The organism is Coleofasciculus sp. A1-SPW-01 (genome assembly GCF_040217205.1).
Taxonomy (GTDB): Bacteria; Cyanobacteriota; Cyanobacteriia; order Cyanobacteriales; family Coleofasciculaceae; genus Coleofasciculus; species Coleofasciculus chthonoplastes_A.
Genome location: NZ_JAVJNP010000063.1, coordinates 14795 through 40997 on the forward strand (window position 1 = coordinate 14795; position 26203 = coordinate 40997).

The 26203-nt window shown below is 45.6% G+C and carries 16 protein-coding genes; 5 read left to right on the forward strand and 11 right to left on the reverse strand.

Translation table 11 applies throughout. The annotated features are described in order from the left end of the window. Nucleotides 1-595: 595 nt before the first annotated feature. The 6 genes from RH949_RS10485 to RH949_RS10510 all read right to left on the reverse strand — a co-directional run bounded on the left by RH949_RS10485 (nt 596) and on the right by RH949_RS10510 (nt 14090). The gene (locus RH949_RS10485) at nt 596-1219 is read right to left on the reverse strand and encodes a DUF928 domain-containing protein (protein ID WP_446352932.1); all 624 of its coding nucleotides are present in this window, start codon (nt 1217-1219) and stop codon (nt 596-598) included. 928 nt (nt 1220-2147) lie between these two features. Beyond that, nucleotides 2148-4946 (reverse strand): CHAT domain-containing protein, encoded by a 2799-nt coding sequence (locus RH949_RS10490; RefSeq protein WP_446352965.1) that lies wholly within the window; start codon nt 4944-4946, stop codon nt 2148-2150. A 164-nt stretch (nt 4947-5110) separates the two neighbouring features. Beyond that, on the reverse strand, nt 5111-7921 hold the full coding sequence (locus RH949_RS10495) for a filamentous hemagglutinin N-terminal domain-containing protein (RefSeq protein ID WP_446352934.1): 2811 nt from the start codon (nt 7919-7921) through the stop codon (nt 5111-5113). A gap of 203 nt (nt 7922-8124) precedes the next feature. Then, nucleotides 8125-10935 carry a two-partner secretion domain-containing protein gene (locus RH949_RS10500; protein WP_446352936.1) on the reverse strand — a complete coding sequence of 937 codons (2811 nt, stop codon included), beginning with the start codon at nt 10933-10935 and terminating at the stop codon, nt 8125-8127. Nucleotides 10936-11141: 206 nt separating this feature from the next. Next, entirely contained in the window at nt 11142-11915 is a 774-nt protein-coding gene (locus RH949_RS10505; RefSeq protein WP_446352938.1) for a peroxiredoxin-like family protein, read from the reverse strand. 90 nt (nt 11916-12005) lie between these two features. After that, nucleotides 12006-14090 (reverse strand): cation:proton antiporter domain-containing protein, encoded by a 2085-nt coding sequence (locus RH949_RS10510; protein WP_446352940.1) that lies wholly within the window; start codon nt 14088-14090, stop codon nt 12006-12008. 218 nt (nt 14091-14308) lie between these two features. On the opposite strand from RH949_RS10510, the gene RH949_RS10515 reads away from it, so the two are divergent. Next, on the forward strand, nt 14309-15802 hold the full coding sequence (locus RH949_RS10515) for an anthranilate synthase component I (protein ID WP_446352948.1): 1494 nt from the start codon (nt 14309-14311) through the stop codon (nt 15800-15802). On the opposite strand, the gene RH949_RS10520 is transcribed toward RH949_RS10515, so the two are convergent. Continuing rightward, nucleotides 15772-16029, reverse strand: a complete 258-nt coding sequence (locus RH949_RS10520) for a hypothetical protein (protein ID WP_446352952.1) — start codon at nt 16027-16029, stop codon at nt 15772-15774. The two genes, RH949_RS10515 and RH949_RS10520, sit on opposite strands and share 31 nt — an antisense overlap. 87 nt (nt 16030-16116) lie before the next feature. Between RH949_RS10520 and RH949_RS10525 the strand changes: the two genes are divergently transcribed. Continuing rightward, nucleotides 16117-16611, forward strand: a complete 495-nt coding sequence (locus tag RH949_RS10525) for a hypothetical protein (RefSeq protein ID WP_006106317.1) — start codon at nt 16117-16119, stop codon at nt 16609-16611. A gap of 14 nt (nt 16612-16625) precedes the next feature. Here RH949_RS10525 and RH949_RS10530 read toward each other — a convergent pair whose 3' ends face one another. After that, nucleotides 16626-17600 (reverse strand): carbohydrate kinase family protein, encoded by a 975-nt coding sequence (locus RH949_RS10530; protein WP_446352954.1) that lies wholly within the window; start codon nt 17598-17600, stop codon nt 16626-16628. 155 nt (nt 17601-17755) lie between these two features. Here RH949_RS10530 and pedR point away from each other — a divergent pair, with 155 nt between their 5' ends. Both pedR and RH949_RS10540 read left to right on the forward strand, forming a co-directional pair. Continuing rightward, complete coding sequence (gene pedR, locus RH949_RS10535; protein ID WP_006106304.1) at nt 17756-18040, forward strand: photosynthetic electron transport-dependent transcriptional regulator PedR; 285 nt, start codon at nt 17756-17758, stop codon at nt 18038-18040. Between the two features lie 146 nt (nt 18041-18186). Continuing rightward, complete coding sequence (locus RH949_RS10540; protein WP_446352957.1) at nt 18187-19233, forward strand: M28 family peptidase; 1047 nt, start codon at nt 18187-18189, stop codon at nt 19231-19233. 6 nt (nt 19234-19239) lie between these two features. On the opposite strand, the gene RH949_RS10545 is transcribed toward RH949_RS10540, so the two are convergent. The 3 genes from RH949_RS10545 to RH949_RS10555 all read right to left on the reverse strand — a co-directional run bounded on the left by RH949_RS10545 (nt 19240) and on the right by RH949_RS10555 (nt 24567). Beyond that, the gene (locus tag RH949_RS10545) at nt 19240-19452 is read right to left on the reverse strand and encodes a hypothetical protein (RefSeq protein WP_446352959.1); all 213 of its coding nucleotides are present in this window, start codon (nt 19450-19452) and stop codon (nt 19240-19242) included. A gap of 218 nt (nt 19453-19670) precedes the next feature. Then, the gene (locus RH949_RS10550; RefSeq protein ID WP_006106296.1) at nt 19671-20576 is read right to left on the reverse strand and encodes a DNA adenine methylase; all 906 of its coding nucleotides are present in this window, start codon (nt 20574-20576) and stop codon (nt 19671-19673) included. 262 nt (nt 20577-20838) lie between these two features. After that, nucleotides 20839-24567, reverse strand: a complete 3729-nt coding sequence (locus tag RH949_RS10555; RefSeq protein ID WP_446352961.1) for a two-partner secretion domain-containing protein — start codon at nt 24565-24567, stop codon at nt 20839-20841. Nucleotides 24568-24704: 137 nt separating this feature from the next. On the opposite strand from RH949_RS10555, the gene RH949_RS10560 reads away from it, so the two are divergent. Then, nucleotides 24705-26066, forward strand: a complete 1362-nt coding sequence (locus RH949_RS10560; protein ID WP_446352963.1) for a DUF3370 domain-containing protein — start codon at nt 24705-24707, stop codon at nt 26064-26066. Nucleotides 26067-26203: the final 137 nt, after the last annotated feature.

Sequence of the window (26203 nt, forward strand, 5' to 3'; positions counted from 1 at the left end):
TCTTTCCTCAAATTGACGTTTGATACAGCAGTTTGTTCTGCTATGCGGTACATTGTCGATCCCCCTAAATCCCCGTGCAATAAAAGCGAAGCAACATCTGGTTTCCCCCATGGAACAAAAAGCGAAGCATCCCCTGGCTTCCCCCATGGAACAAAAAGCGAAGCATCCGCTGGCTTCCCCCATGGAACAAAAAGCGAAGCATCCGCTGGCTTCCCCCATGGAACAAAAAGCGAAGCATCCGCTGGCTTCCCCCATGGAACAAAAAGCGAAGCATCCGCTGGCTTCCCCCTTTTTAAGGGGGACGGGAGGGGGATCTAATAGGGGGACGGGAGGGGGATCTAATAGGGGGACGGAAGGGGGATCTAATAGGGGGACGGAAGGGGGATCTGAAGGGGGACTTTGATCTACTGTACTTTATTACAGCGCAAAGCGCTGTATCATGTCTGGTCAAATCCCCCTAATAAAAACGCCTTTTTAAGCTTGCATGGCAAGGTTTTTGACCGTTTAGGCATCAAAACGAAAACACTGGTTGGGTCAAAAAATGGCTTTCCACCCTTGTGTGGTATACCATCTACACTCATGCAGCAAGCCCTACTTATTGAATACTTTCCTCTCCATAAAAAGCGGCTCTATCGACAGGAGACCATGGCTGAAGTTTGCTGAGTAAGGCGGGATCAGGTTGAATGCGCTGAATTTGCCCTTCTACTTTAGGACTATCGGGTCGGAGGGATTGTCCGCAAATGAGTAAAAACGACCACTGATAAGTCTTGCCAATTTCCAGAGTTGGTGCATCAATGGGTAGTTTAAAGCTGACCAAACCTCTCTGGTTAGGAAGTGATACGGTTTTTTGGTAGAAATACTCTTCTGTTTCATCCTTGAGAATAAATACAGCGTCTTGAGCTACTGTTGGTGGGATGTAAACAAAGAATGTGGGACGTTCGGCTACCGTGAATCCATGATTTGTGGCTAATTGGAACGGTGTAACTGATGTTCCCAGCTCACTTGTGTCATTGGGGCATACACCACCATCCCGTGAGGCTCCCCCGGCTGAATCTTTGGGCGCTCCTTTCCTGTCGGGAATAAAGGTCGCACTGGCTGTTTCAGACAGGGGTATGGTTTCAGCACGTAATGATACAGCTAAACTACCAACCAGTAGCAGCTTTAGGAAAAGACCTACTGACAAAAATGCAAGCGGTTGAGGTGTATGTTTCCAAGCCATGATAAAAAACCCTCGTGAAGAAGAATGAGTTGTAGTGCATCACAGGGATTTTAAGCGGCATCCCATAACAGACAGACAAATAAAACAGGTATTTTACTAAATTAATGGCAATTTGTCTATTTATTTTTGAGCATACCAATTCCCTAGTAAAGCAACTGAAGAATGAGAGAGTACCTACAACCCTGGATGTGTCGCCCCGGTTAACACTTAGTTTTTATCGTGGAGTGTGGGGTCACACCCCTTAATTATTATTAATACCCAGTATAGTATCATAACGTGGAATGAACCGTGCCTATAAACATAAATTCTTCACGTTTGTCAATACTTAGACAATAGGTAGGGCTTACTGCAAAAACCGGAAACCCTTAAAAATAAAGCTTTTGACGACGATTAAAGTTGATTTAGTGCAAGCTTCTCAGCCTCGATAGATAAAAAATTCTACCCAATAGCTAAGCTGTTCGGCATTTAAACCTTAATGTCAATAATGGCGAAAGCCTTGTAGTGCGTTTAGCGAAGCCATGCCGCAGGCTTTGCATCTTGCTCGCTACTAATACCCAATTTAAATGCATGACAGCTTACAGCAGTTTGCTCTGCTATGCGGTACATTGTCGATCCCCCTAAATCCCCCTTAAAAAGGGGGACTTTGATCTACTGACTGTACTTCATGACAGCGCGAAGCGCTGTAATAGCGAGCGAGACTAATAGCAAGCAAGACTAATAGCGAGCAAGACTAATAGCGAGCAAGACTAATAGCGAGCAAGACTAATAGCGAGCAAGACTAATAGCGAGCGAGACTAATAGCGAGCGAGACTAATAGCGAGCGAGACTAATAGCGAGCGAGACTAATAGCGAGCGAGACTAATAGCGAGCGAGACGCTCGCACTACTGTTCCCCTCTGCCTTCTGTCATTCAGGGAACAGGCTTTGCGTCAAAGCCAATTTCCGACTAAGACAAAGGGCGCCCAGTAAAAGGGATGCTGATAATTAGGTTGACGTAGAAGAGTGAGTTGAGCCTGACGCAGGGCTTGGGCTTTACTCACTTGAGATTGGGTGAGTTGTCGATAAAACTCAACCATCAACTGAGCCGTCGATTCATCATTAACTGACCATAAGGTTGCTAGAGTACTACGAGCGCCCGATCGCACGGCTAATCCAGCCAATCCCAAAGCCGCTCGCTTGTCCCCTGTCGCCGTTTGGCAAGCACTGAGAACGAGCAGTTCAATCGGGTTGGTATTCTGTCGCTGTCTGGTTTGTAGGAGTTGATCCAAATCTTTCACCTTGATCCGCCCATTCCAAGTGAGCAGAAATGTGTTCTCGGCTTTGGAACTAAACTGTCCATGAGTCGCTAGATGAACCACTGGAAAGGGAGTCGCTTCAATTTGCTCTTGCAGCGCTTGATGGGTAAACTGTTGATTTAAAAAGACCTTAGTCGGAATTTGGGCGGCGATGTTTTCCACTTCCAATTCCACAGCGGGGAGAGCCGGAAAACCGTCCCGCGCCTCGGTGAGTCCAGCAGTTAAGGCTTTCAGTTGCTGAGGAAGGAGCGATCGCGGCTCGATCAGTTGTAATCCTACGGATAGCGCGATATTGTAGTTTTCAATCAGATACTGCTCTCCATCGTAGAGCGCCGCCATGGGCAAATTCCGCAACGCACCATCCAGAACAAAGACCAGGGTTTTAATCTCATTCTCTTTTAACTCTTGTTCAATCGGTCGAATCAGCCAATCATAAACTTGTTGGGACAGGCGTAACCGTTCTTTAGTAGACCACACGGGATTTAAGGCTTGTAGGAGTTGCTCAATGGTGCTGTCGATTTGAGTCTCAGTTACATCAGTTTGAAAATAGCGCAGGGGTTTTCCGGGTAGGGAGACAATAACCGCCAAATGATTGGGCAAAATAATCGGGTAAATGACCGAAGCTTGGGGATCAATCTGGTCAATAGCTTGGCGTTGCACTTGCCAACAGGCTTCCCGAAAGAAATTCTCTAATTCTGCTAATCTCAGGGATTCAATGGTTTCACGAGCTTCTTGGAGCTGCTCTGGCGTCGGCTGATTTCTTAAGAGCAATTCCACCAAATTGCGATAAATCGGTTCAACGGTTTCTCGAAAGGAAAATTGTACATCAGGATTAATCGCCACCAAATCACTGCGTAAGGATTGCAGGGTATGAACCGCTTCTCGATTTGCCGCGATCGCGCCTGTCAGATTACCTTGATGTTGGAGTATCTGACTCAGTTGCCATTGCCAACGATAGGCGATTTCAGTGGCTTGTATTCCTTGCGCCAAAGTTAACGCCTTCTCCGTTAACCCTCGCGCCTCTAACCACTGCTGTGTCTCCATATAAAGATGTCCCAATTGACCCAAGGCGTAAGACTCGGCTCTTGTATCATTAAGCTGTCTGGCTTGGTGGATCGCTCTAGCTAACAATTGGGCGATCGCGCGGGGAAACCCTTTATGATCTTCGAGGGTATGGTTTTGAGGGTGTAGGGGCGGGTTTAGAGACTTTCTGTTAGCTATTGATGGTGGTAACGTGTCTACAAAACCCGCCCTGACTAAGTATTGAGATAACTCCCCCATCTCCCTCTGATCCCCTGCACCTCTGCTCCCCATTTTTATCAAACTCTCAGCAAAATTCACTTGAGCATAAACCGCCGCCCGATTTAGGGGTAAGTTGGATAATTGAGCGTAAATTTGGGGGACTAAGGTTTGGGTGTCTGTCCAATTTTGGGTTTCAATCAGCAGGCTGAGTTGGTTAAGTTGGGCTTCAACTTGGGTGAGAGGGCTGATTGCTGTTGAGGCGGCTTGTTGATAATAGGCGATCGCCTCTTCAAATTCCTGTAACGCTCTAGCTGTATTTCCCAGGCTAAATAGCGTCGCACTTTGGTCTGATGCTGAATCGAAGCGCTGAGTTATTGCCAAACTTTGCTGCAAAACCTGTTGTGATTCCTCCAGATTACCCACCACTTGCAGCGCGACGCCCAAACTCCGTAATCCGGCGGCTTTGAGTAACGAATCGGCTTGAGTTTGGAGTTGGGTTTGCACTCGCTCTAAGGTAATCTGCGATCGCCGATAGAGTCCCAACGCTTGTAGAACTTGGGCTTGATTAATTTGGCTCCCGAATATACCCGTTTGATCCCCCGCGTCTTGATACGCCTGTTCTGCCTGTTTCCAGGTTTCTAAAGCCGCTTCCATTTGTCCTTGGGCATAGTGGAGACTGGCTTGAGTATTCAGTAGTTGGGCGAGAAGGCGTTGATGATTGGGGGTGGGTTTGAGCAGATTAGCGACTAGATTTAAGCTTTGGGTAATCGTTTGTTCCGCCTCCTGCCATTGTCCCAACTCTTGATAGGCTAAGGAGAGATAACTTAAACTCAGGGCATGGTGGATGCGATCGCCTCGATCTTGATACCCTTGCATCGCCTGTTGCCAAACCCTAATCGCTTGCCAAAAGCGCCCCGCTGCATAGAGGGCTTTACCTTGTTCGAGTTGAGTTAAAGCATTGTCATCCTCCTGAACTGAGTTTATATCCTGTTCCCTGTGATACTGTTCCCGACTCAAGACTTGAATCTGAGTTGATCCCGTAAGCGGTATCGGCGGATGCTGCGCTAGGGTGGGAAACACCCACATTATCAGGAACAATGTGAGTAATCCTAACCCGATACAGCGACTGAAAACCTTGAGGCGTGAGGAGAATATCGCTATTTTTTGAGTTCGCGATCGCCTTACAGCCATTTTCAGTCTGATGCGGGGCAAAAAAGTCACTGCAATCCTTGTTTTTACAGCTTTGCAATTATGGGCAATCGTCAGGACATGATATGAACCCGTTTTAACGGGTTTAAGCTTTTAGCCCGAACTTTAGTTCAGGGCTTAATTTCGTTCGAGGACGTGCTTATAACTTAATTTAAGCATGTTGCTGATTTATACCAGGAACTGTGGGGAGTAACGTCAGGAAGATGAGCCACTAACTCAACCTGACCTTGGGAATTAATGATCCATCCTTGGGCTTCTACGATAGGTGAGCGACGCTCAGAAGGAGATTCTCCCCTATCTCCCAGACTTTCTACAGTCACGTCTCTACTAGCCCCGCTCCCAGACGGTACATGCAACGTCTCTACATAATCCCCCTCCTCTTCATTCAACGCCAGAACCCGTAAATCCTGCCAAAGGGTTCGACCTCGCAGGGTTTGAGTGGGGTCTTCGGGTAAACCTCCTCGTCCAGTTACCACAAAGGAATTGCCTTGCTCCACATCGCAAGCTGTAACAATTTGGTTATTGGGTTCAATAAAGTTTTCTGGTAACCGGATTAATCCTTGATTGGGATCAATTGCTTGAATATTGATATTGACAATCCCTTTAAACTCAGCTCCAAGTGCTGATGTCGCCGTAATATCACTCTCTGGAGTTAGCGCTTCTCGAAACTGCGTACCAAAAATACCAAACGCATTAACCGTAACCCGACCCCCTGCTCCCGCTTGAGCATTAGCACTAATATCGCTATTGTTAAGTGCTACTAAATTACCCGTATCAATTCTAATATTACCGCCATTAGCATTCTCCGCATTCGTGCTGATTTGGCTCTGATTCTGTAGCAACAAATTCTGCGTTTGCAGCGTAATATTGCCCTCTGTCCCCGCTCGCGTTGTCGCTGAAATTCGACTACCGTTTTTTAACCAAATTAAATCAGCATCAACTCTCAAATTCCCTGCGGCGGCGAACTTTTCCCCATTAACCGTGACTTCTGCTCCATCTCGGATAATTAAACGTCCTGTCTCAATCGTCACATCCCCCGCTTCTCCCAATACCTCAGTCTGAGGCGGTGGAATAAAACCACTGGGAACAGAATCAGAGGATGCATCTGAGCGCAAACTACTGGGAAACTTGCCGTCAGCGGAAACACCACTCACTTCTACAGACTCTGAGGCTCGAATCACAACTCGTCCCGCCCGCCCAGCATCTTGCGTGGTGGTTGAAATCACTCCGCCATCACGCAGGACTAATCGCCTAGTATAAACCTCAATATCCCCCGCCGCGCCTTTGCCAAAACTTTGTGTATTCAAACTACTCAATTCTAGACCATTCGCCGAAGTGCCAATTAGTTCCACACTCTCTGACGCCTGAATCTTTATCGTTCCACCTTGAGCTGCACCTAATGTAGCACCGCCAATTCCCGCACCATCCTGAATGGTTAAGCGTCGAGTTTCAATGATCACATTTCCCGTGGCTTGAGTCGCATCCTCAAACGCATTAGACGCAATAGAACTTTTGAATCGACCATCAGGTGTTGTACCCATTAGTTCAATGGAATCGGATGCTTGAATTAGTACATTTCCGCCACGCCCTGCATCAAAAGTAGAGTTAAATATTCCACCTCCTTCGCTAGCCCTTAACTGTCGGGTTTGTACGGTTATTTGACCTGCATCTCCCTTACCATAACTATCAGCAAATAGTTCTGAACCCACCAATTCCACCGATTCAGACGCCCTCACCATCATATCGCCGCCTGAACCCGTGCTAAAGGGAGAGGTTGAGATAAAACCACCCTCTTGCAAACTTAATGTTTCCGTATTAATGATTAAGCTATTTGCCGCACCAGAACCGAAACTTAGCGAAAATAGACCCGTACCCAACTCCGGAAGGGTAATTGTTTTCTCCTCAAAAAGTGTATCTAATACCTCTTGTAGATTTCTTATGCCAATAATTTCCACTAATGCAGCATTGACCATCAAGCGACCAGCCGCCCCATCACCAAAGGTAGACGCCGAAACAAAAGCGCCCTCTTTTAGGTTCAATTGTTCCGCTTGAATCGTAATATCACCACCGTCACGATTACCCGTTGTATTCGCCAGAATTTGTGATGCTTGGCTTAGGTTCACCTGACCCCCTTGGATGTTAATAAAACCGCTACCTTCACCACTAACATCGACGACAGATTGCTGAGAAAGGTTTATATCTTGAAAATTATCTACCCCCTCATATCCCAACGTAAAACCATTCATCGTTGGCGTAATCTGGACAAAACTATTGTCCCCAACACTACCTAATTCAATTCGCCCTTGGGATGCTGTCAAATGTCCTCCCGGAAACCGCAGTTCGCCACCGACTAGGGCTAAGGTTTGACCTGAATTTACTTGTAAGCCAGCCGTCGATTGATTGCTGATTGGAGCCGGATTTGAACCAAATTGCAAACCAATGGGTACATTTATTGATAATAAGGGTGGGGTTGAGAAATTGGTGGCGCTAAACTCCCGCCCATCGGGAAACTGAATGCTATTGGCTGTACTGGCTAAAAAGGAGCCGTCAACATCGAGTTGGGCGTTCGCGCCAAAGACAATACCTTGAGGGTTAATTAAAAATAAATTTGCGGCATTATTAACTTTAATTGTGCCATTAATTTTGGATGGGGTATTGCCTGTAACTCGGCTGATAATATTTTGGACATCCTGATTAATCATTTCCAGGTTAAAAAATGCTGTTGAACCTTCAAAAACAGAAAACTCCTCAAAACTGTGGAATAGATTATCGCCTACTCTTGTCCCTTGTTGAATCTCACTAATATTACCATCTTTAGTGACCACTGTATTTTGGGGCAATGTGTCATCAGGGATAACCTGGGCATGAGCTATCTTACTTGAAACCAGTAAGTCAACAAATAAATTCCCGGTTAATAAAAGTAATATAAATGATTTTTTCTGAATAAAACTTCCCATAGGTGATTATTAATTTAAGTCATTACTAAAGTAGGTTGGGTTGAACGGAGTGAAACCCAACAGTATCAAGTTAACTTCTGTTGCCATACCGCTCGGATAACCTCTAAATTTAACCTTTTCTGCCCCTGCTTCCCCTTCTGCTCTATCCCTTGCAGCATTGGCTTGTGTTGGGTCTCGTACCTCGACCCAACCTACTGTTTTATTTAATAACAATAAGATTTTCTGGATGACTCCAACCCCCTCAGTCTATTATTCGGCATATCAGCCACCAATTCAACATTACCATCGCCATCAATAACCCATCCTTTAGCCTCCACAATAGAAGAACGGCGAGAGGTCAGGTTTTCATCTGGATGTATTGTCTCCCTTGTCGATGGGAATTGCTGTCGATTCTCTCCACGTCCCGTCTCCTCCAGATTTTCTTCATTCCAATCCAAAGAACGCAAATCTTGCCAAAGGGTTCGACCCCGTAAAATTTGACTGGGGTCTTCGGGTAATCCACCGCGTCCCGTCACGACAAAGGAATTTCCAGTTTCAGCGACACAACCTGTGGCAATTTGATCACTGGGTTCAGTAAAGCTTTCCGGTAAGCGAACTAATCCCCGATTCGGGTCAATCCCCTGAATATTGAGAGTCACCAGACCATTAAATTGTGGTCCTAAATCTGATGTGGCAGTGATATCACTATTGGGGGTCAGTTCATCCCGAAACTGAGTGCCAAAAATACCTTGAGCTGTAATACTAACACGACCCCCTTGACCTTGACGAGCATTAGCCGTGATATCACTATTATCGATCGCGACTAAAGCATCGGTATTGATGCGGATATTACCCCCATCACTGTTCTCGGTATTCGTCGTAATCTGACTATTGCGCCGCAGCAACACATTCGAGGCGTCGAGTCGAATATTTCCCTCTGTCCCCGCCACCGTAGCTGCACTAATTCCCCCTTGATTGTCCAGCCAAATCGAATCAGCGATAATATCCAAATTACCAGCAGCACCCGATGCAGTCCCCCTGACGCCAATTTCTGCGCCATCCCTCACATTTAACTCTCCTGTTTGAATCTGCAAATCCCCCGCGCCACCTGCACCACTCGTATTCGCTTCAATCGCACTGGGTACGATACCATCCCCAATAATGCCAAAGGAGACTCGTTCGACAGCGGGATCAACACCCGTCGCCACACCCGCCACGGTTACCGATTCAGCCGCATTAATCGTTAACGTTCCGGCTGTACCCGCCCCCCCAGTGGCGGCGGAAATCTGAGCACCATCCTGCACACTTAAGTGTCGTGTGGTAATCCTTAAATCTCCAGCGGGTGCTGTTCCTCCTTGTCCTTCGACGGTTAACAGCGATGACGAGGTAAACAACCCACTCAAAAATCGACCATCAGCAGAAATTCCCCTCAAGTCCACCGTATCGGCGTTAATCATCAGATTTCCCCCGCGTCCCCCACCCGCCGCCGACGCTGAGATTTGTGACCCATCCGCCACCATGAGTTGACCTGTATTTAGGGTAAAATCCCCCGCATCTCCTGCACCTAGCGTTGTTGTGAACAACCCGCCAGGAACAACCGCATTGGCTGGAGTTCCTCTGAGTTCCACCAATTCAGCGGTTACGGTTAGATTTCCCCCTTGACCCTGACTTGTACCCCCAGGCGTGGTACTCAGGGATGTACCGTCTAGCACTCTCAATTGATTAGCCGTAATTGTGAAATCACCGGCATTTCCTTTATCCGTGGTTCCTGTTAGTAACAGAGACCCATTGGTTAAATCGGCTAACTCCGAAACGTTTAAGGTTAAATTGCCACCATCACCCTCAGCCAAGGCTGCGGTTAATATCATCGCGCCGTTCTGCACAATCAATTGGTCGGTTTCAATGGTTAAATGTCCAGCATCACCCTGTCCACCACTAAAGCTAAATAAGCCATTACTAAGATTGAGTGGATTAAATGTTGCGAATAAAATCTGCCGTGAGGGTTCTAGAGGGGTTGTACCAGTCACCTCTACTTGGTCAGCCTGAATAGTCAGATTACCTCCTGCACCTGCACCAAATGTAGAGGTAGAAGCAAAGGAACCTTGTTGCAGTTTTATCTGATTTGCCTGAATATCAATCCCGCCGCCGTTCACATTACCGAAGGTTTCTGCCACTAGGTTTGAGCCTTGAGTCAGGGTGACTTGTCCCCCCCGCACCCGAATTGTGCCACCACCACCAGCACCTAAATCACTGGTATTGACGGCTGTGGCATTGGTTAAGTTAATCATGCCAAACCGTTGTATATCGAAATAGTCTAAAGCAAAACCTGTGGGTATAGGTGTCAGAGTTACTTGTCCAAAACTTGCCACACTCCCTAATTCAATTCGTCCTTGTGGTGCTGTTAAATTGGCTCCATTTAATGATAAATTTCCTCCCACCAGGGCTAAGGTTTGACCGGGGTTTACCGACAGGTTACTATTTGCTTGATGAATAATCGGTGCTGAATTTTCACCAAACTGTAAACCAATCGGTACGTTAATGGTGAGTAGGGGCGGGAGTTGGGGATTGGTGGTGCTGAATTCACTGCCATCAGCAAAAATAACACTATTCGCGGTACTGGCTAAAAAGGAACCATTGATATTAAGTTGTGCATTCGCACCAACTATAATTCCGTTGGGGTTAATCAGGATTAGGTTGGCGATGCCATCTGCGGCAAGGATGCCATCTATGATGGATGTCTTGTTGCCTGTGACGCGGCTAATAATAGTTTCTATGTCTAGGTTTTGGGGGGTCAGTTTAAAGATGGCTTGGGAGTTGGTAGGAATAGAAAATTCTTCAAAACTGTGGAGGAGATGATTTCCGGTGCGGATTCCGCCTTGAATCTCACCATTGGTAATGTTGGTGTTGGTTGAAAAGTTATCGTTATCGGGGATTATTTCGGCATTGGCTGTGCTGATGAAGATGAGAAGGCTGAGGAGAAGATTGCTGGGAATCCAGAGGAAAGGGGAATTGGGTTTGGGAAAACAATAGTTCATGATTCAGGTATATCTTTGAAGGAGTGTAGAGACGTAGCATGCTACGTCTCTACATCGGGGCGGGTTTAGTTACCTTTGGGTGAGGTAAAAAATGATAATAGTAAAACCCGCCCCTACATAAAACTTTCTTTCTTACTCAATCACCAATTGTCTGTACTTTTATTCCGGAATCGATGCGATCGCTACCCTTCTACCCTTCTACCCTTTTACCCTATTTCATCTAAAAATGATAAGGGGCGGCTCATGTTGGCAGCAAAGCCGAGTATTCCGCGATCGCGATGTTCGTATAGTAGCTTCCCGTCGGCGTCAAAGAGGAAGGTTGCACCTCGCTGTGTCATGTAGGCGGGATTGGGGACATAAGTTTTCCAATGACTCAACACTTCTACCATATTCCGTAGTCTTAAGGTGGCGAGTTCAAAGGGGCGCTGATATCCACTTCCCCCAGCAAATTGAAAAAATGAGCCTTTGAGAGGGGGTAAGGGTTTCGCTTTGACAACTTCCTCATCGCCAATAAGCTGAGGTGCATTGCGATCGCCCCGATAACCACGAAATACTTCTGCAAGCGTACCAGGGCTACCAATCCCCGCACACATTAAGAGTAGATTCAACCAGGCTCTTTGCGTGGTAGAAAGTCCCGGAAGTTTGAAACCCAAGCCAGGATAGAGGTTAAGCTGGCGATGCAATTGAGCCTCTGAATCAACAAACAACCACTCCGCCGGAAATCCGGTATAGTGACAAAATTGTTTTCCTGAATCGAGATTACCAATCCCTACTGCACGAATGGCGATTCCCTTAGCTTGCAACTGTTCAGCCTCTCGCTGTAACCAGAAGGTATATTCGAGTGTGTCAAAGTCACCGAGTTGAGACCAAACGAGTACCAGGAGGCGGGGCACATTCTCGCAGTTTTCCAGGAGCGATCGCGTCATACCATCGCTGACTCGTTGGCGTTGAGTTTGATGAATAATAGTATAGGGATTCATGTTAGATGAAACTGTGATGAGTAAAGATTTTTGTACCCGTGATAAGCTGTTCGGCAATCCCAAAATCCACGTTTTTCAGTACCATTGCTCTTAATACGGTTCTCCAAACAACACTAATGAGCAGGTGAGTTCTTTAATCAATTGTGTGGTAATATCGCTCACTCCTAACCCCGCAATAGTACGGCGACGCAAAGAGCGCAAAATTACCATATCCGCTAACTTAGCTACTTTCAAAATCGCCAGTGCTACATCGTCAGCTTTAATCACTTGCACCTCTGATTTTACCTGCCCTCCCGTGACATTCAGCATATTGATATACTCATCTTCAATCGCCGCTATGTCAGAAGATGCTGTTTTAGCCGGACAAACGTGCAGCAGTTTCACCTCCCCTTGATGGGTATCAGCCAGGAGTTGAGCAAATCTTACCGTGCGGATTGTCTGGGGCGAGAAATTCTTCGCGGGTACCAAAATTTTACGCAGGTTGACGGGTTCATCTAAGAGTCGCATTACCGCAACTGGACAGTGAGATGCCCAAAATACTCGGTTAATAATTGTGCCGAACAAACGTGCCCGCAATCCGGTATTTTTTCGCCAACTCATAACAATTAAACTGGCATCTTGTTCACGGGCGGTGTGAACAATTCCAGAGGCAATGTCATTCCCAATCCGCAATATCGGTTTTGCCTCGGCGTCAAATTCTGAACTAATGGTTAGCGCTTTGTTTAGGAGTCGCCGACTTTGACGCAGGTTAACCTGCATCTGGGGTTCGTCCATGTAGGTATGGGCTGGAGAAATGGACAACGGTATAATTTGACCGGATTGGTGACGCGCTAGCAGGGCTGCCATTTCCATTAAATACCCCTTGGTTTGACTTTTGCTAACTGGCACGACTATCCTAAACGGAGCTGGCTCTTGTTCCTCTAACCGTTCAAAGCGATGATTTTCCCACCAAAGTTTGGACTGGCTAATTTTCGGGCTGGCTTTCGGCAAAGGGAGTTTCGGGGCAAATTTTCCGGTTAATAGAGGACCCAAAATAGAGGTGATTAGCATCAAGACAATGACGCTGTTAAAGACGGTGTCTGTGATTAACCCTACCTGCAAACCCACTAACGCGGCGGCTAGTGTGGCGGCGACTTGGGGGATAGACAGAGACCACATCACCATCATCTCGTTAAAACTGTAACGATAGAGGACTTTTGTGATCGCGGCGGCGAGGAATTTGCTCCCCAGCAATCCCACGACAATTGCTAGAGTTAGCCAAAAACTGGTGGTGAGGCTTTCGATAAACACAGGAATGTCGAGAAGTAAGCCCATGTCTACAAAGAAAAAGGGGATAAATAAAACACTACCTACAAACTCCACTTTTTCTTTCACGGGTGAGTTTCCCACCACATCATTAACCGCTAAACCTGCCATAAAGGCACCGACAATCTGATCCACCTGAATAATTTCCGCCCCCACCGACGCCAGAAACACCGCCAGGAGTACAAACAAAAATTGATTGCCCTCATCATCTCCCGTCCGCCGAAAATGTTCCTTCCCTACCCAATCAAAGCCAAATAAAACAATGGCGGTGTAAATGGCTAATGCCACCAATTGCTGAAACAAACTATAGACAGAAAAGTCTCCCGCATTAATCGAAACACAGATGGCTAGAACGAGTAGCGCACTGATATCAGTAAAAATTGTCGCGCCAATGGTAACAATGACTGGTTCTTTCTCAACTAAACCCAAGCGCTGGATGATAGGATACCCTAATAGAGTATGGGAGGCAAATAAAGACCCCATTAGCAGGGATGTATTCCAACCAAACCCAAATAATCGCCCAATTATCATACTGGTAGCGAGTGGTACGATAAAGGTCATCAATCCAAACACTAAAGAGCGATGTTTCTTCTTGCGAAACTGCACTAAGTCGATTTCTAGCCCCGCCACAAACATTAGATAAATTTTGCCAATATCGGATAGTAGCTTCATGGTTTCGCTGTCAGCATCCAATAGCTGCAACCCATTGGAACCTAGGAGGACTCCTGCCAACAGCAATCCGACTAACCCAGGCAATCCCAAGCGCTCGAACAACGGCGGAATGGTTAAACTGACTAACAGTAGAATGGTAAACGCAACAATTGGACCTTCGGGTAGCCCTGTTTGTAAAAATGTTATCGATTCATTCATCAGCTTTTGGCTAAAAAATTGCCACTATTTTATCGATCTCTATTCTTCAATTACCCGAGTTTGCTTAAACCTATTGCTTCGGAATTCCTAGGATCTTGAAGACGGATAGGTAGATTCACCCGCTCAGGAAATTGACTAAATTGTTATTGTCTATAAAGGGTTGATGTTATACAAATATTGTAGCCAAAAGCACAGCATCAGGAAAAATTTACCACAGAATGGACGTGAATACCGCGATCGCGACTGAGTTATTTGAACCCACCCCATCTTCCTGCAACCCCATACAACCTTGGCATTGGCGCAAGCTTCCTCTGGCTAAGCGTAGTGGTTCACACGTCTTTGAGGCGCTATTTCTCCATCCTAGAGGAGATTCGACACAGGGAATAAATTTGGCTAAAAATTATCACATTGCCACTCTTTTAGAAAGCCCAGTGACGCCACATAATACCCATCTGGCTCGATATTCTATTTGTGCGGGTTCTCCTCGCTTTATTGCGAATCAACCTCAACTATGGACTCCGCCTGTGGGAGACATTCTACCTTTCCTGCGCCGCCTGCTTCAAGTGCAAAAGGCAGAATCGCCTGTACCTGCTGAACTTCCCTTTACAGGGGGGTGGTTAGGATGGCTGGGATATGACTTAGCCGGGGAGATTGAACAACTTCCCCACCTCAACACTGATCCTCTACCTTTCCCCATCGCCTACTGGTATGAACCCGAATCCTTTGCGGTGCTGGATCATCATCAGCAACTTCTTTGGTTAGCGACGACGGATGTGGCTCAACTTGACTCCCTACAACATCAGCTAGAGGAAGTGGATAGGAAGACAGGAGTAAAGAATACACCAGAACCGGACAAAAGTAATCCCATTACTCCTATTTTCCAAATCTCTCAGCATGATTATATGGCGGCGGTGCAGCAAGCGAAACGATATATTCAAGCTGGGGATATCTTCCAGGCGAATTTATCGTTGCGGTTTGAAGCGTATACTGCTTTGGATAGTTGGTCAATTTATCGAGCATTGCAACAGATTAATCCTTCCCCCTTTGCCAGTTATTGGCAAACTCCGTGGGGAGCAATGATTAGCTGCTCACCCGAACGATTGATTCAGTTATCTGGCACAAAAGTTGAGACTCGACCGATTGCTGGAACGCGGAAACGTGGCGCTAATTCAACTCAAGATGATCAGTTAGCAAAAGAGTTAATTCTGAATAAGAAGGAAAGAGCCGAACATATCATGTTGGTTGACTTAGAGCGCAATGATATCGGCAAAGTTTGTGAATGGGGAACTGTAAAAGTGAATGAACTTCTCACTATTGAACGCTACAGCCACGTTATGCATTTGGTTAGCAATATTATGGGAACACTTAGTCCTAAGTGTGACCCGATAGACTTGATTCGAGGTGTATTTCCTGGGGGAACCATTACGGGTTGTCCGAAAGTTCGCTGCATGGAAATTATTGAAGAACTTGAACCAGTAAAACGCAATTTATTTTATGGTTCTTGCGGTTATTTAGATTGGCGGGGAAACCTGGACTTAAATATTTTAATTCGCACGTTGCTGTATAGTAAATCGAGCCATTCTCAACCTGGAGCAACGGTTTGGGGACAAGTGGGTGCTGGCATTGTGGCTGACAGTGATCCACAAAAGGAATGGTATGAATCTCTACAAAAAGCCCAAGCTCAACTCAATGCGCTGAATCTGCAACTGTAGAGGTGTAGAGGAGATGGGGGAGATGGGGGAGATGGGGGAGCTGGGGGAGCAATGTAGAGACGTGCCATGGCACGTCTGGGAGCTAGAGGAGCCAACAAATGACGAATGACGAATATTGTCAATCCGCCAAATAGCTGGAAAAAGTTACGATAAATGGCTGAGGCAGTCGCATCCGGATACCGAAGACAATTATAGATAACTTTCTTAACAAACTGAAAAATTAGCATCAGGGTTTTCTTTTTTCAGAGCTATATATCAATCCTGTAAATTGTATCTGCTGTCCCAATTAATTGCTTCCTTACCTCCTTAAAAAAATGACAACTGAAGGAAAAGTTCTCGCCATTCTTTTGATGCAATTTAGTCTTACTCCTGTCCCAGCCATGAAAGCAGTGGACGATTGGCTGAAACAGCATCCTCAGGAAAATTGGGACACATTGAAAGACTTATTACACCAGAAAAAAATAACCATGGTTAACGGAAAGCTGACCACGATAACTCAACAGAGTGTTACCAATTCCGGTAATAGTGTTAGCCGGAATCAAGGGGTTCAGCTACGACAACCTCAGCCATCATCGGTGAAAACATTTCGATTTCGTGGGGTCACGTATCATAAAGTTGAAATGCCTCCAATTCAGCACTTTACGATGATTGATCCAACTATTCCACCGGAAGTTTCCCGACCCAACTCTAATGATGATATACCCGCCTCTGATCCCCAAGTTGTGAACTTTCATAAATATGCAGAACGCAAGAAGCGATCGCAGGAAAATCAGTTGAATCAGACAGAGCGATCGCAACAACAGGGGTAATCACAGGGAAACCGTTACCCGTTTTCTTTGAGAAACGCTTCCACCTCGCGTCGGGTTGGTTGAGCCGCGATCGCACCAGGTTTGAGTGTCGTTAATCCACCCACAGCACTGGCGTATTTGACCACATCTCGTGCTGACTCTGGCGTCGCTAGACATGTCAGCCCCTTCTGACAAAGTTGGTGAATAAAGCCCGCGACAAAACCATCACCCGCTCCTGTGGTATCTTGCACATTCATAGTAAAGGGTGAGAAGGTGTCCTCCTGTTCACCGAGACAGTAGGTTATATCTTGATCTCCATTCGTCACCAAAACTCCTTCAACTGAATCTAGACGATGGGTAATCGCCCCTGCATCCGAGGTATCAAAGAATAACTCCCCTTCTTCTTTGGCTATTTTGAGAAAATCGATTTGCTTGACAAATTCCTCAATCAGTGGTTTCGCTTCACTGGGATCTGACCAAAACATCGGACGCCAGTTAATATCCACTAAAACTTTGACATCGTAGCGATTGGCGAGATCCAAGGCTTTATAAATCGCTTGTCGGGTTTGGGGATAGGCTAACTCCAGGGTACCCAACACTAAATAATCAGCTCCTTCAAATAAGGATTCGGGTAACTTCGAGTCGTCAAGGAAGACGTCAGCAAATTGGCAGGTGTCGAAATCACCAAACCCAGCAAATTCGCGATCGCCCTTTTCTGAGCGCAGGACGTAAACCTGTCGGGTTGGTGCGGTAGGATGGCGCTGAACACCACTACTATCCACCCCGACATCCTCTAATAATTGGACAAGCTGGTTTCCTGGCTCATCAACTCCCACAGCTCCGATAAACGCCGCCGGGGTTCCCAACTTAACCAATGCACAAGCCACATTCGCTGGCGCTCCCCCAGGATAAGGCGTCCAGGATTCGACTTGTTCCAGCGATCGCCCCACCTGATTAGCTAGGCGATCGAATAAAATTTCACCGAGGCAGAGAACACGAGGATTAGTCACGGCAATATACACCTCAACGTTTCCCTCAGACTACCAGAGGCTTAACCTTTGGTTAAAAAGAATCTCTCAAACCAGGATGAGTTATGGCGTGTAGGTATCCCATAGTTCGTTAGAATTAAAAAGGCATAAGTAGATTTACCAAGGGCAAAATACCTATGGCTGGTGGCAAGTCGGATAAGTCTGTTTCTCTCTCAGACCGGGAATTACAAATTGTAGACCTGGTCGCCGCTGGTTTAACCAATCAGGAGATTGCCCAGGACTTGGAAATCAGTAAGCGTACCGTCGATAATCATATTAGTAATATTTTGCAGAAGACCCATACCGATAATCGAGTCGCACTGGTGCGTTGGGCGTTGCAGTGGGGTAAAGTTTGTTTGAATGATATTAACTGTTGTACCTTACCTCCCAAGCCCAATAGTAATGATGAGGTGGTTTCCTAGAACAGAGAGCCGGGGGAGCCATCACGAGACGCGCCATGACCCATCTATGTGTAGGGGCGGGTTTCACGATTAACGGGAAGGTTTTCACCCAGATGTCACTAAACCCGCCCTGTCTAAATTATGTTGTATTCCCTGTTCCCTGACAAATGTTATTGAGCAAACCCTGGTGGAAAATTCCTCTACTAAATCGCTCCGGAGTCATCCGACTCGCTATACTGAGTATCATTCTCTTGATTGTCATTTTTGGCGCATGGTTTCTGATGATCCGAATGCCTGGAGAAAGTTATCACGGTGAACTCCCACCGCTAACCCAGAAAGAAGTCACATTGCAAAATGCCCTTCAGCAAGATGTGGAAAAACTGGCGGGGGAAATTGGACGGCGCAACTATTTGTACTATGACGGTTTAATCGCGGCGACGGATTTTTTGGAACGAGAATTATCACAAGCCGGGTATAAAGTCAAGCGACAGGGATACGAGATTGATAATCAAACGTATTACAATCTTGAAGTTGAAATTATTGGCACTGAAAAACCCCAGGAAATCGTTGTCGTTGGCGGTCACTACGATTCAGTTTATACCAGTCCAGCGGCGAATGATAACGGTACGGGCGCAGCCGCAACCTTAGAATTAGCGCGTTTATTTGCCGGAAAACAGCCAGCCAGAACGCTGCGGTTTGTGGAGTTTGTGAATGAAGAACCGCCATTTTTCCAGACAGATGATATGGGGAGTCTAGTTTATGCTAAACAATGCCGCGATCGCAAGGAGAATATTGTGGCGATGCTGAGTTTAGAAACCATGGGCTACTATTCTGATAAAATTGGTTCTCAGCAATATCCATTTCCCCTAGACCGAATTTATCCATTACAAGGAAATTTTATCGGGTTTATTGGTAATTTAGGGTCAAGAAAACTCGTTCACAACGTCGTTGCATCCTTCCGCCGCCATGCCAAATTTCCCTCTGAGGGCGCGACGTTACCCCATAAGATTCCGGGTGTGGGTTGGTCAGATCAGTGGGCATTTTGGCAGCAGGGGTATCCGGGTGTAATGGTTACGGATACAGCCCCCTTTCGTTATCCTTACTATCATACTGACGAAGATACACCTGATAAAGTAGACTATGAACGATTAGCGCGAGTTGTTGCAGGATTAGAGCAGGTAATTACAGAGTTAGCAGGAAATAAAGTTAGATAACAAAATTCAAGGGTTATAGCAGATAAACTCAGGAAGACGGTTCTGAATCGCACTCCATTCCCTAGCTAGATTCGTTTCCCCCGGACGAATCTTTCGTCCTTTTAGTTCAGGATGACGGGCATAGAAAACCGCATCAGCAACTTCATCCGGACTATAATTAACCACATCATATCCATCCGACTCAGGCGGTTGTTCACAGTCTCGTGGCGTCCACCTCACTTTATCCGCGATCGCGCCGGCTTGTAGTAAGGGCTTTAGCCCTAGATTCGGCTTGTAGTAAGGGCTTTAGCCCTAGATTCGGCTTGTAGTAAGGGCTTTAGCCCTAGATTCGGCTTGTAGCAAGGGCTTTAGCCCTAGATTCTACGGTTAAATCGGGCGCACGTCAGTACACCCCTACAATGCTAATCTAGCAAATTAGGTGTGCCACACCGCTACATTTAATAATTCCTGATTAACAATTCATAAATCCGTCCTCGCCTAGTTGATTTACTATTAATAGTGCGTTGTGCCTTTACTCGTTTTATATGATACTCTGCATAAGCAACCTCAAAAAAATTATCCTCTAAGTTTTCATTTTTGGGGTCAGAGTTACTCAAAATCAACTTAGCCCCCTTGTGATCCAGGACTCGAAAAAAATCTCGTAATCTTAATTGTGACGAATCATCAAAGATCTCTTGCGAATAAGATGTAAAATTTGCCGTTTTATTTAGAGGTCTGTAGGGAGGATCAAAATAAACCAAAGAACGATGATCAACAAAAGCTTCAGAGGCGGTAAAATCTCCGTAATGAATCTGAGTATTTTTCAGAATTTGAGCCACCGCTCTCAAGTTATCTGCATGACAAATTTTGGGCTGCTTATAGCGACCGATTGGAACATTAAATTCTCCTTTGGAGTTGACTCGGAACAATCCATTAAAACAGGTGCGGTTGAGAAAAATAAGGTGAGCGGTTCTCTCAACCCAGTCTGGGTAATAGGTATGGAAGTCTATTTGTTGACGCTGTAGATTGAATTGAGAGCGAATTTGATAAAAATATTGTTTTCGTTCCTCAGCATCGAAGGATAAATATTTGTCTTGAAGTTTTGACAAAAGTTTAATCAAGTCTTCTACATTTTTCTGAATCGTCTTATACGCTAGAATGAGTTCAGGATTAATATCACAAATAAAAAACTCTTCAATTTTACCCAACTGGGCAATATATAGAAATACTGCGCCACCACCGACAAAGGGTTCAATATATCGATTGATTTTTCCCTGATTTAACTCTTCAGGCAAAAGTTTATCAATTTCTTTAATGAGTTGGCTTTTCCCACCTGCCCATTTCAAAAATGGTCTGGCTCGCATGGATTTTTTCATTAACTAGAGAGATACCTTATAAATCTTATACGATAATTAAACCTGTCCAATTGTATACCAAATTGCTAAATAATGAAAGCAATCTTGTACCAAATTTTCGTACTTCCAGTAAACAGTTTTGTCAAGGTTTGAGGAAGGGCGACCCGATCAAATTGAGTGGATTGGAATTTTTCATTAGTGCAGCGGGTCGCCCCTACATATCTTAATTTGGGGTTAGGGTAGATTTGGTTGAGGTGTCATTATATTGTGTCTAGTCTTCTACCCTTTTACCCATTTTACAGGTATTTATTTCTGGCATAGTGGATAGTGTGGCTCTGGGAGCTTGAGCAGTGAGAATTATCGTTCCATCGGGCATTTTTACCCATCCTTGTGCTTCTATAATCGGTTTAGGTTGGACAGGAGTAGATGTAACGGGTTCTTCCTTAAGTTCACTTTGAGTATCAGTATCTAGAGTGACCCAATCACTAACCATGACATCATCACTGAGGAAATCTAACGGACTCGCCGGGATACCGCCGCGACCTGTAATCGTGAAACTACTAGCTAACGCTGCACCTCCAGCATGACAGGAACGGTCAATTAAGTTTTCAGCATCCACTAACCCTGTGGGTAACTCAATCAAGCCTTGATTGGGGTCAATTGAGGTCAATAATTCTAGATTATAGTCACCATCAATGCCAAATTCAGAACTAGCCGTAATATCACTCAAGGGTGTCAGATTCTCCCGAAACTCTAACCCAAAGATACGCTGAGTGGTGATATCAATTCTCCCCCCTCTTCCCTCAAACGCATTCGCGGTAATATCACTATTTTCGGTAGGAATACCTGTAACAAAACCCGCCTCAATGGTAATATTCCCGCCATCACCACCCGCACCTGCTTGTCCAGCGGTGGTAGAAATTGTACTATTATTCCGTAGGAGTAAGAGGTCATCAACTTGTAGACGAATATTACCCCCATCCCCGGATTCAGTTTGAGTAATCAGTTCTCCTTGCTGGTTGAGTTGAATCGAATTGGCGTCAATTTCAATATCTCCAGCTTTCCCGGTTCCTTGGCGACTACTGGCAGTAATTTGAGCGCGATCGCTTACAATAAGTTGTCCCGTCTGTATACTTAAATTCCCTGCATCTTGGTCACCACTGGTTTCACTGGTGATTTTACTTCTTAATTGGGGGTTATCAAGCGCTGTTCCCCTCACTTCTACCAGTTCAGATGCATTAATAGTTAAGCGTCCCCCTTGACCCTCACCAGTGGTTCGCACCGACACTTCTGCACCATCGCGAACAATTAATTTTCCTGTATCAATAGTTATCATTCCAGCGCTTCCCGTTCCTAATGTTTCGGTACTAATCTGACTGGGTAAAAATCCAGTAAAAATAGTGCTATCGACAGGAATAGTACCAATTACTTCCACAGATTCAGATGCATTAATGTCTAAGATTCCTCCTTGACCTTCGCCAATTGTTGAAGCTAGAACTTTTCCCCCATTTCGGACAATTAATCGACCTGTGTTAATTCGAGTCTGTCCGGCTATTCCCGTTCCTGCACTGGATGTGCCTAACCAACTATACTGTATCCCATCAACAATACTTCCAGTCGGTATATAACCGCTGACTTCTACTAAATCTGAAGCATTAACTTCCAAGATTCCCCCTTGACCTGCGACTAATGCAGAAGCATCAACTCGTCCGCCATCTCGGATTATTAATCGGTCAGTATTAATGGTTAAATCGCCAGCATCGCCAGCACCGAATGTAGTTGTAATTATATTACTGGGAAAAAACAAGGAAAACATTTCACCATTGGATGTTTCACCTGACACAAGCTTCGCACCACTGACTTCCACTGACTCAGCCGCGTTTATGGTTAAATCGCCTGCTGCTTCATCACCAGAAACCGCAGCATTAATGGATGAACCATTACGGAGACTTAGCCTACCCGTTTCTATCAAAATCTTACCTGAATTTCCGGAATCCTCACCACTAAATGCAGATATTTGGCTGTCATTATCTAAGGTAATAACTTCTGTCGTTCGCACGGTAATATCGCCACCATTTCCTCGTAAACCATTTTCTATTAAAATAGAATCAATGTCCATTGGCAATGCTGAACCAGAAAACGTTAGCAAGTCAGAGCCATCTCTTAATAAAAGTGAATGAGCCGTAATGTTAATGTCACCACCATCACCCCGAATAATAGAACCGGCTGAAATATCACTGGTTCCGGAAAAAATCACTTGACCATCAGCTTTTATCGTAACGTTACCACTTTTGCCGATAGTTTCGATAGACTCATTATTTGTAAAGATAGGGCTATTTTCTGAAAATCCCAAAACTCCGGTATCGATATCACTATTTCCCGAAAAACTGATAGTATTACCTGCCTGAATCGTAACATTACCACTATTGGCGATACTACCACCAGCAGTAACAATATCGCTACTTTCCGAAAAGCTGATAGTGTCACCTGCATTCAGGGTAACGTTACCACCATTGCCAATATCTATAGAATTAGCCAAGATATCACTATTTTCGGAGAAGGTGATAGCTTCACTTGCCAGCACGGTGACATTACCACCATTGCCGATACCATAAGAAACTGCAAAAATATCGCTCTCTTCTGAGAAGCGGATCATCTTAGCGTTGATCGCAACATTTCCGGCATTCCCCGTAGATGAACTACCCTTATAAGCAACAATATCAGCATCAGTTAATTCAATCGCTTCACTGGCACTAATCCTGACATCACCCGCGTCTCCAGCACCGAAAACTATTGAACCAATATCTACACCAGATGATGCAGTAAATCTATCACTTTTGATGAAAACGTCACCGGAATCTCCAGCCGTATTCGTCTGTACTCCAGCCAAAACAGATGCACCATCGGTGGCGGAAAAAGAATTGGTGTTAATAACAATATTTCCCCCATTCCCTGTAGACTCCTGAATCACCTGATTAAAAACGCCAGTTCCTGAACCATTTAAATCAATACTGGCGTTAGCATTAATCGTAATATCGCCGCCATCTCCCATCCCTTCCGTTCCTGCGACTAAGCGTCCTTCATTTGTCGCCCTAAAATTATTAGTATTCACAATAATATCGCCGCCACCGATACCCCGCACACTCACACGGGCATCATCGGCTAAACTGACATCAGATAACCGACTATCCTGGGTAAAGTTTAGACTCAGAACATCTCCATCAACTTGCAAGTCTATAGTTCCCGGTACGGCTAAACCCCCTAACTCAATATGACCTCCCAACGCATTTAATCGACCTCCTGCTTCTAACCTTACATCACCACCAATCAGCAATAAACTTTTGCCATCTAGAACCTGAAGTCCTTGTTCAAGTAGCGATCCATTTAAGAATCCCCCGAAGACAGGAACTGTACCAGTAGAACGGTTAACAATTTCGGCGGAGTTCGAGAGTTGGTTAAAAAAGAAAGCATTGGGATTGATAGTGAGTAATTGACTCGTTTCCGGTTGTGAGGCGCTAAATTGTCCCTGATTATCCCAGCCAATCCCATTCGCTGTGGTAGCGACAAATGAACCTCCAACATCTAGCTTGGCACCTTGTCCAAAGATAATGCCATTGGGATTAATTAAGAATAGATTCGGAGTCGAGTCGCCAAAGGTTCCCAGTGTACCCAGAATATAAGACGGATTTTGGTCAGTGACTCGTGTTAAGATATTTTGGATATCAGCAGGACTAAAAAAATAGACGCCTCGGTCAACATCAATATTAAATTCCCCAAAACTATGAAAGAGATTTATCCCTCGGATAGCACCGCCTTGAATGATATCAATCTGTCCAAAGGGAGTCACAATGGAACGTTCTACCCCCAATGTGTCATCGGGTGTAATCTGAGCAAGGGTGGGATCAGGGAAAGAGGCGATCGCACTCAACACCCCAAAACCCCCAATTAACCACCAGCACCAGGATTGGCGGATTGTCGCTGCTGCACGTTTGTTGTTCATGTTTCGGCTTTTGCACTCTCAGTTAAGATTTGTGTTTGCGATCGCCAATTGCGATACTCTATTATTTGGCAGTTATCAAAATATGAAGTATACTTATTGTCTTTGTTCCCTATTCCTGAACAGTCCTCATCCCTTATATGTTCGCATTTTTCCCTATTTTACCCCTCGCCCAAGCTACACCAACACCCCCACCCCCAGTGGAAATTGTTCAACCACAAGAAGTGCGCCCATTACCAGGACAACTGGATCAAGTTCCGGTTTTTAATAGTAATAGTCCCGAACTGGTTCAAACCGAGGGAATTTTACTCTCTACGTTTCCAGGAAACAATAAAGCAACGCCTAACGCCCACTTAAACTTTCCCTTTCAGGGACGTTTTGATATCTTTGCCCATCATGTTGCTAAAGCACCAACTCCTGATGATTTACGGACGCTTTATTTAGGAATACTTGCACATAATCCTAGTACAAAATCGGTCACCGTTGATATTTTGCAAGCGGCTAGTTATTTGAGTCAACCGGATGCACCGTTTATCCAATTACCTGCTCAAGTGGAGAATCCCCAAGGTACAGTGTATGCGGGTCCTGGTAGTCGGGTGATGAGTGATATTTTGAGAGGCTATCGCCAAGCCGAGTTTCCGCCGCAAGTGGTAATTCCGCCGCAATCAAGCCGCCTGTTACTCAATTTACCGATTCCGGTGAAACCCTTAGAACCGCCGATTAATGGGCGTTCCACGTTGATGCGGTTACGTAGTGATGGACAAGTGTATCTAGCCAGTCTTGCGCGTTATGCACCCACCGATGAGGCGGGAAACGAACGCGCCCCCACCCTGGTAGAATGGCAGCAGGTATTGGATAAAGGGGAATTAGCCGGACCACGCGATCGCGCCCCGACTCCACCTGACTCAACAACGGGTAAAATCATCTATGGGCGGGTTGCAGGTGTGGCTCAAGGATCACAGTGGCAAACTCAGTTAACTGATAGTCCGAGTTCCCAGGTTTTGACGATTCCTGAACCAGAAGACGCCTTTTCTTATGGATTGAGTACCTTAGCAGGTGGACGTTTAGGAACTGATCAAAGCCAGAGTGCGAGGATGCTGGTACGTTATCCTGATACTGCTTATTTTGCCCATGGAAACTATGGGGTGCAATATAGTTTAACCTTACCGTTGGTGAATCCAACTCAGGAGACAAAAACAGTTACCGTATCCTTACAAACGCCTCTAAAACAAGAAGAAATTGAGGACGGATTACGGTTTCTAGAACCTCCAGCCAACCAAGTCTTTTTCCGAGGAACAGTGCGACTCCGCTATAACGATGATGCAGGAGTACCGCGAACAGGATATTGGCATTTAGTTCAACAGCGAGGACAAGAGGGGGAACCGTTAGTGACGCTAAAAATGCCCCCATCCAGTCAAAGATTAGTGCAATTCGATTTTTTGTATCCACCCGATGCAACGCCACCACAAGTTTTAACAGTGGAAACGTTAGGTGTTAAGTAGGGCTTACTGCACAACCCGGAAACCCTGATCCATCAATACTTTGAGGCGTATGGACAGTGGATAAAGTGCCAGGAAATGGGGTAGCATCCTTCCTAAGTATGGCATCACCTTGCTCAGGGAAAATGTACCCTTGCTCC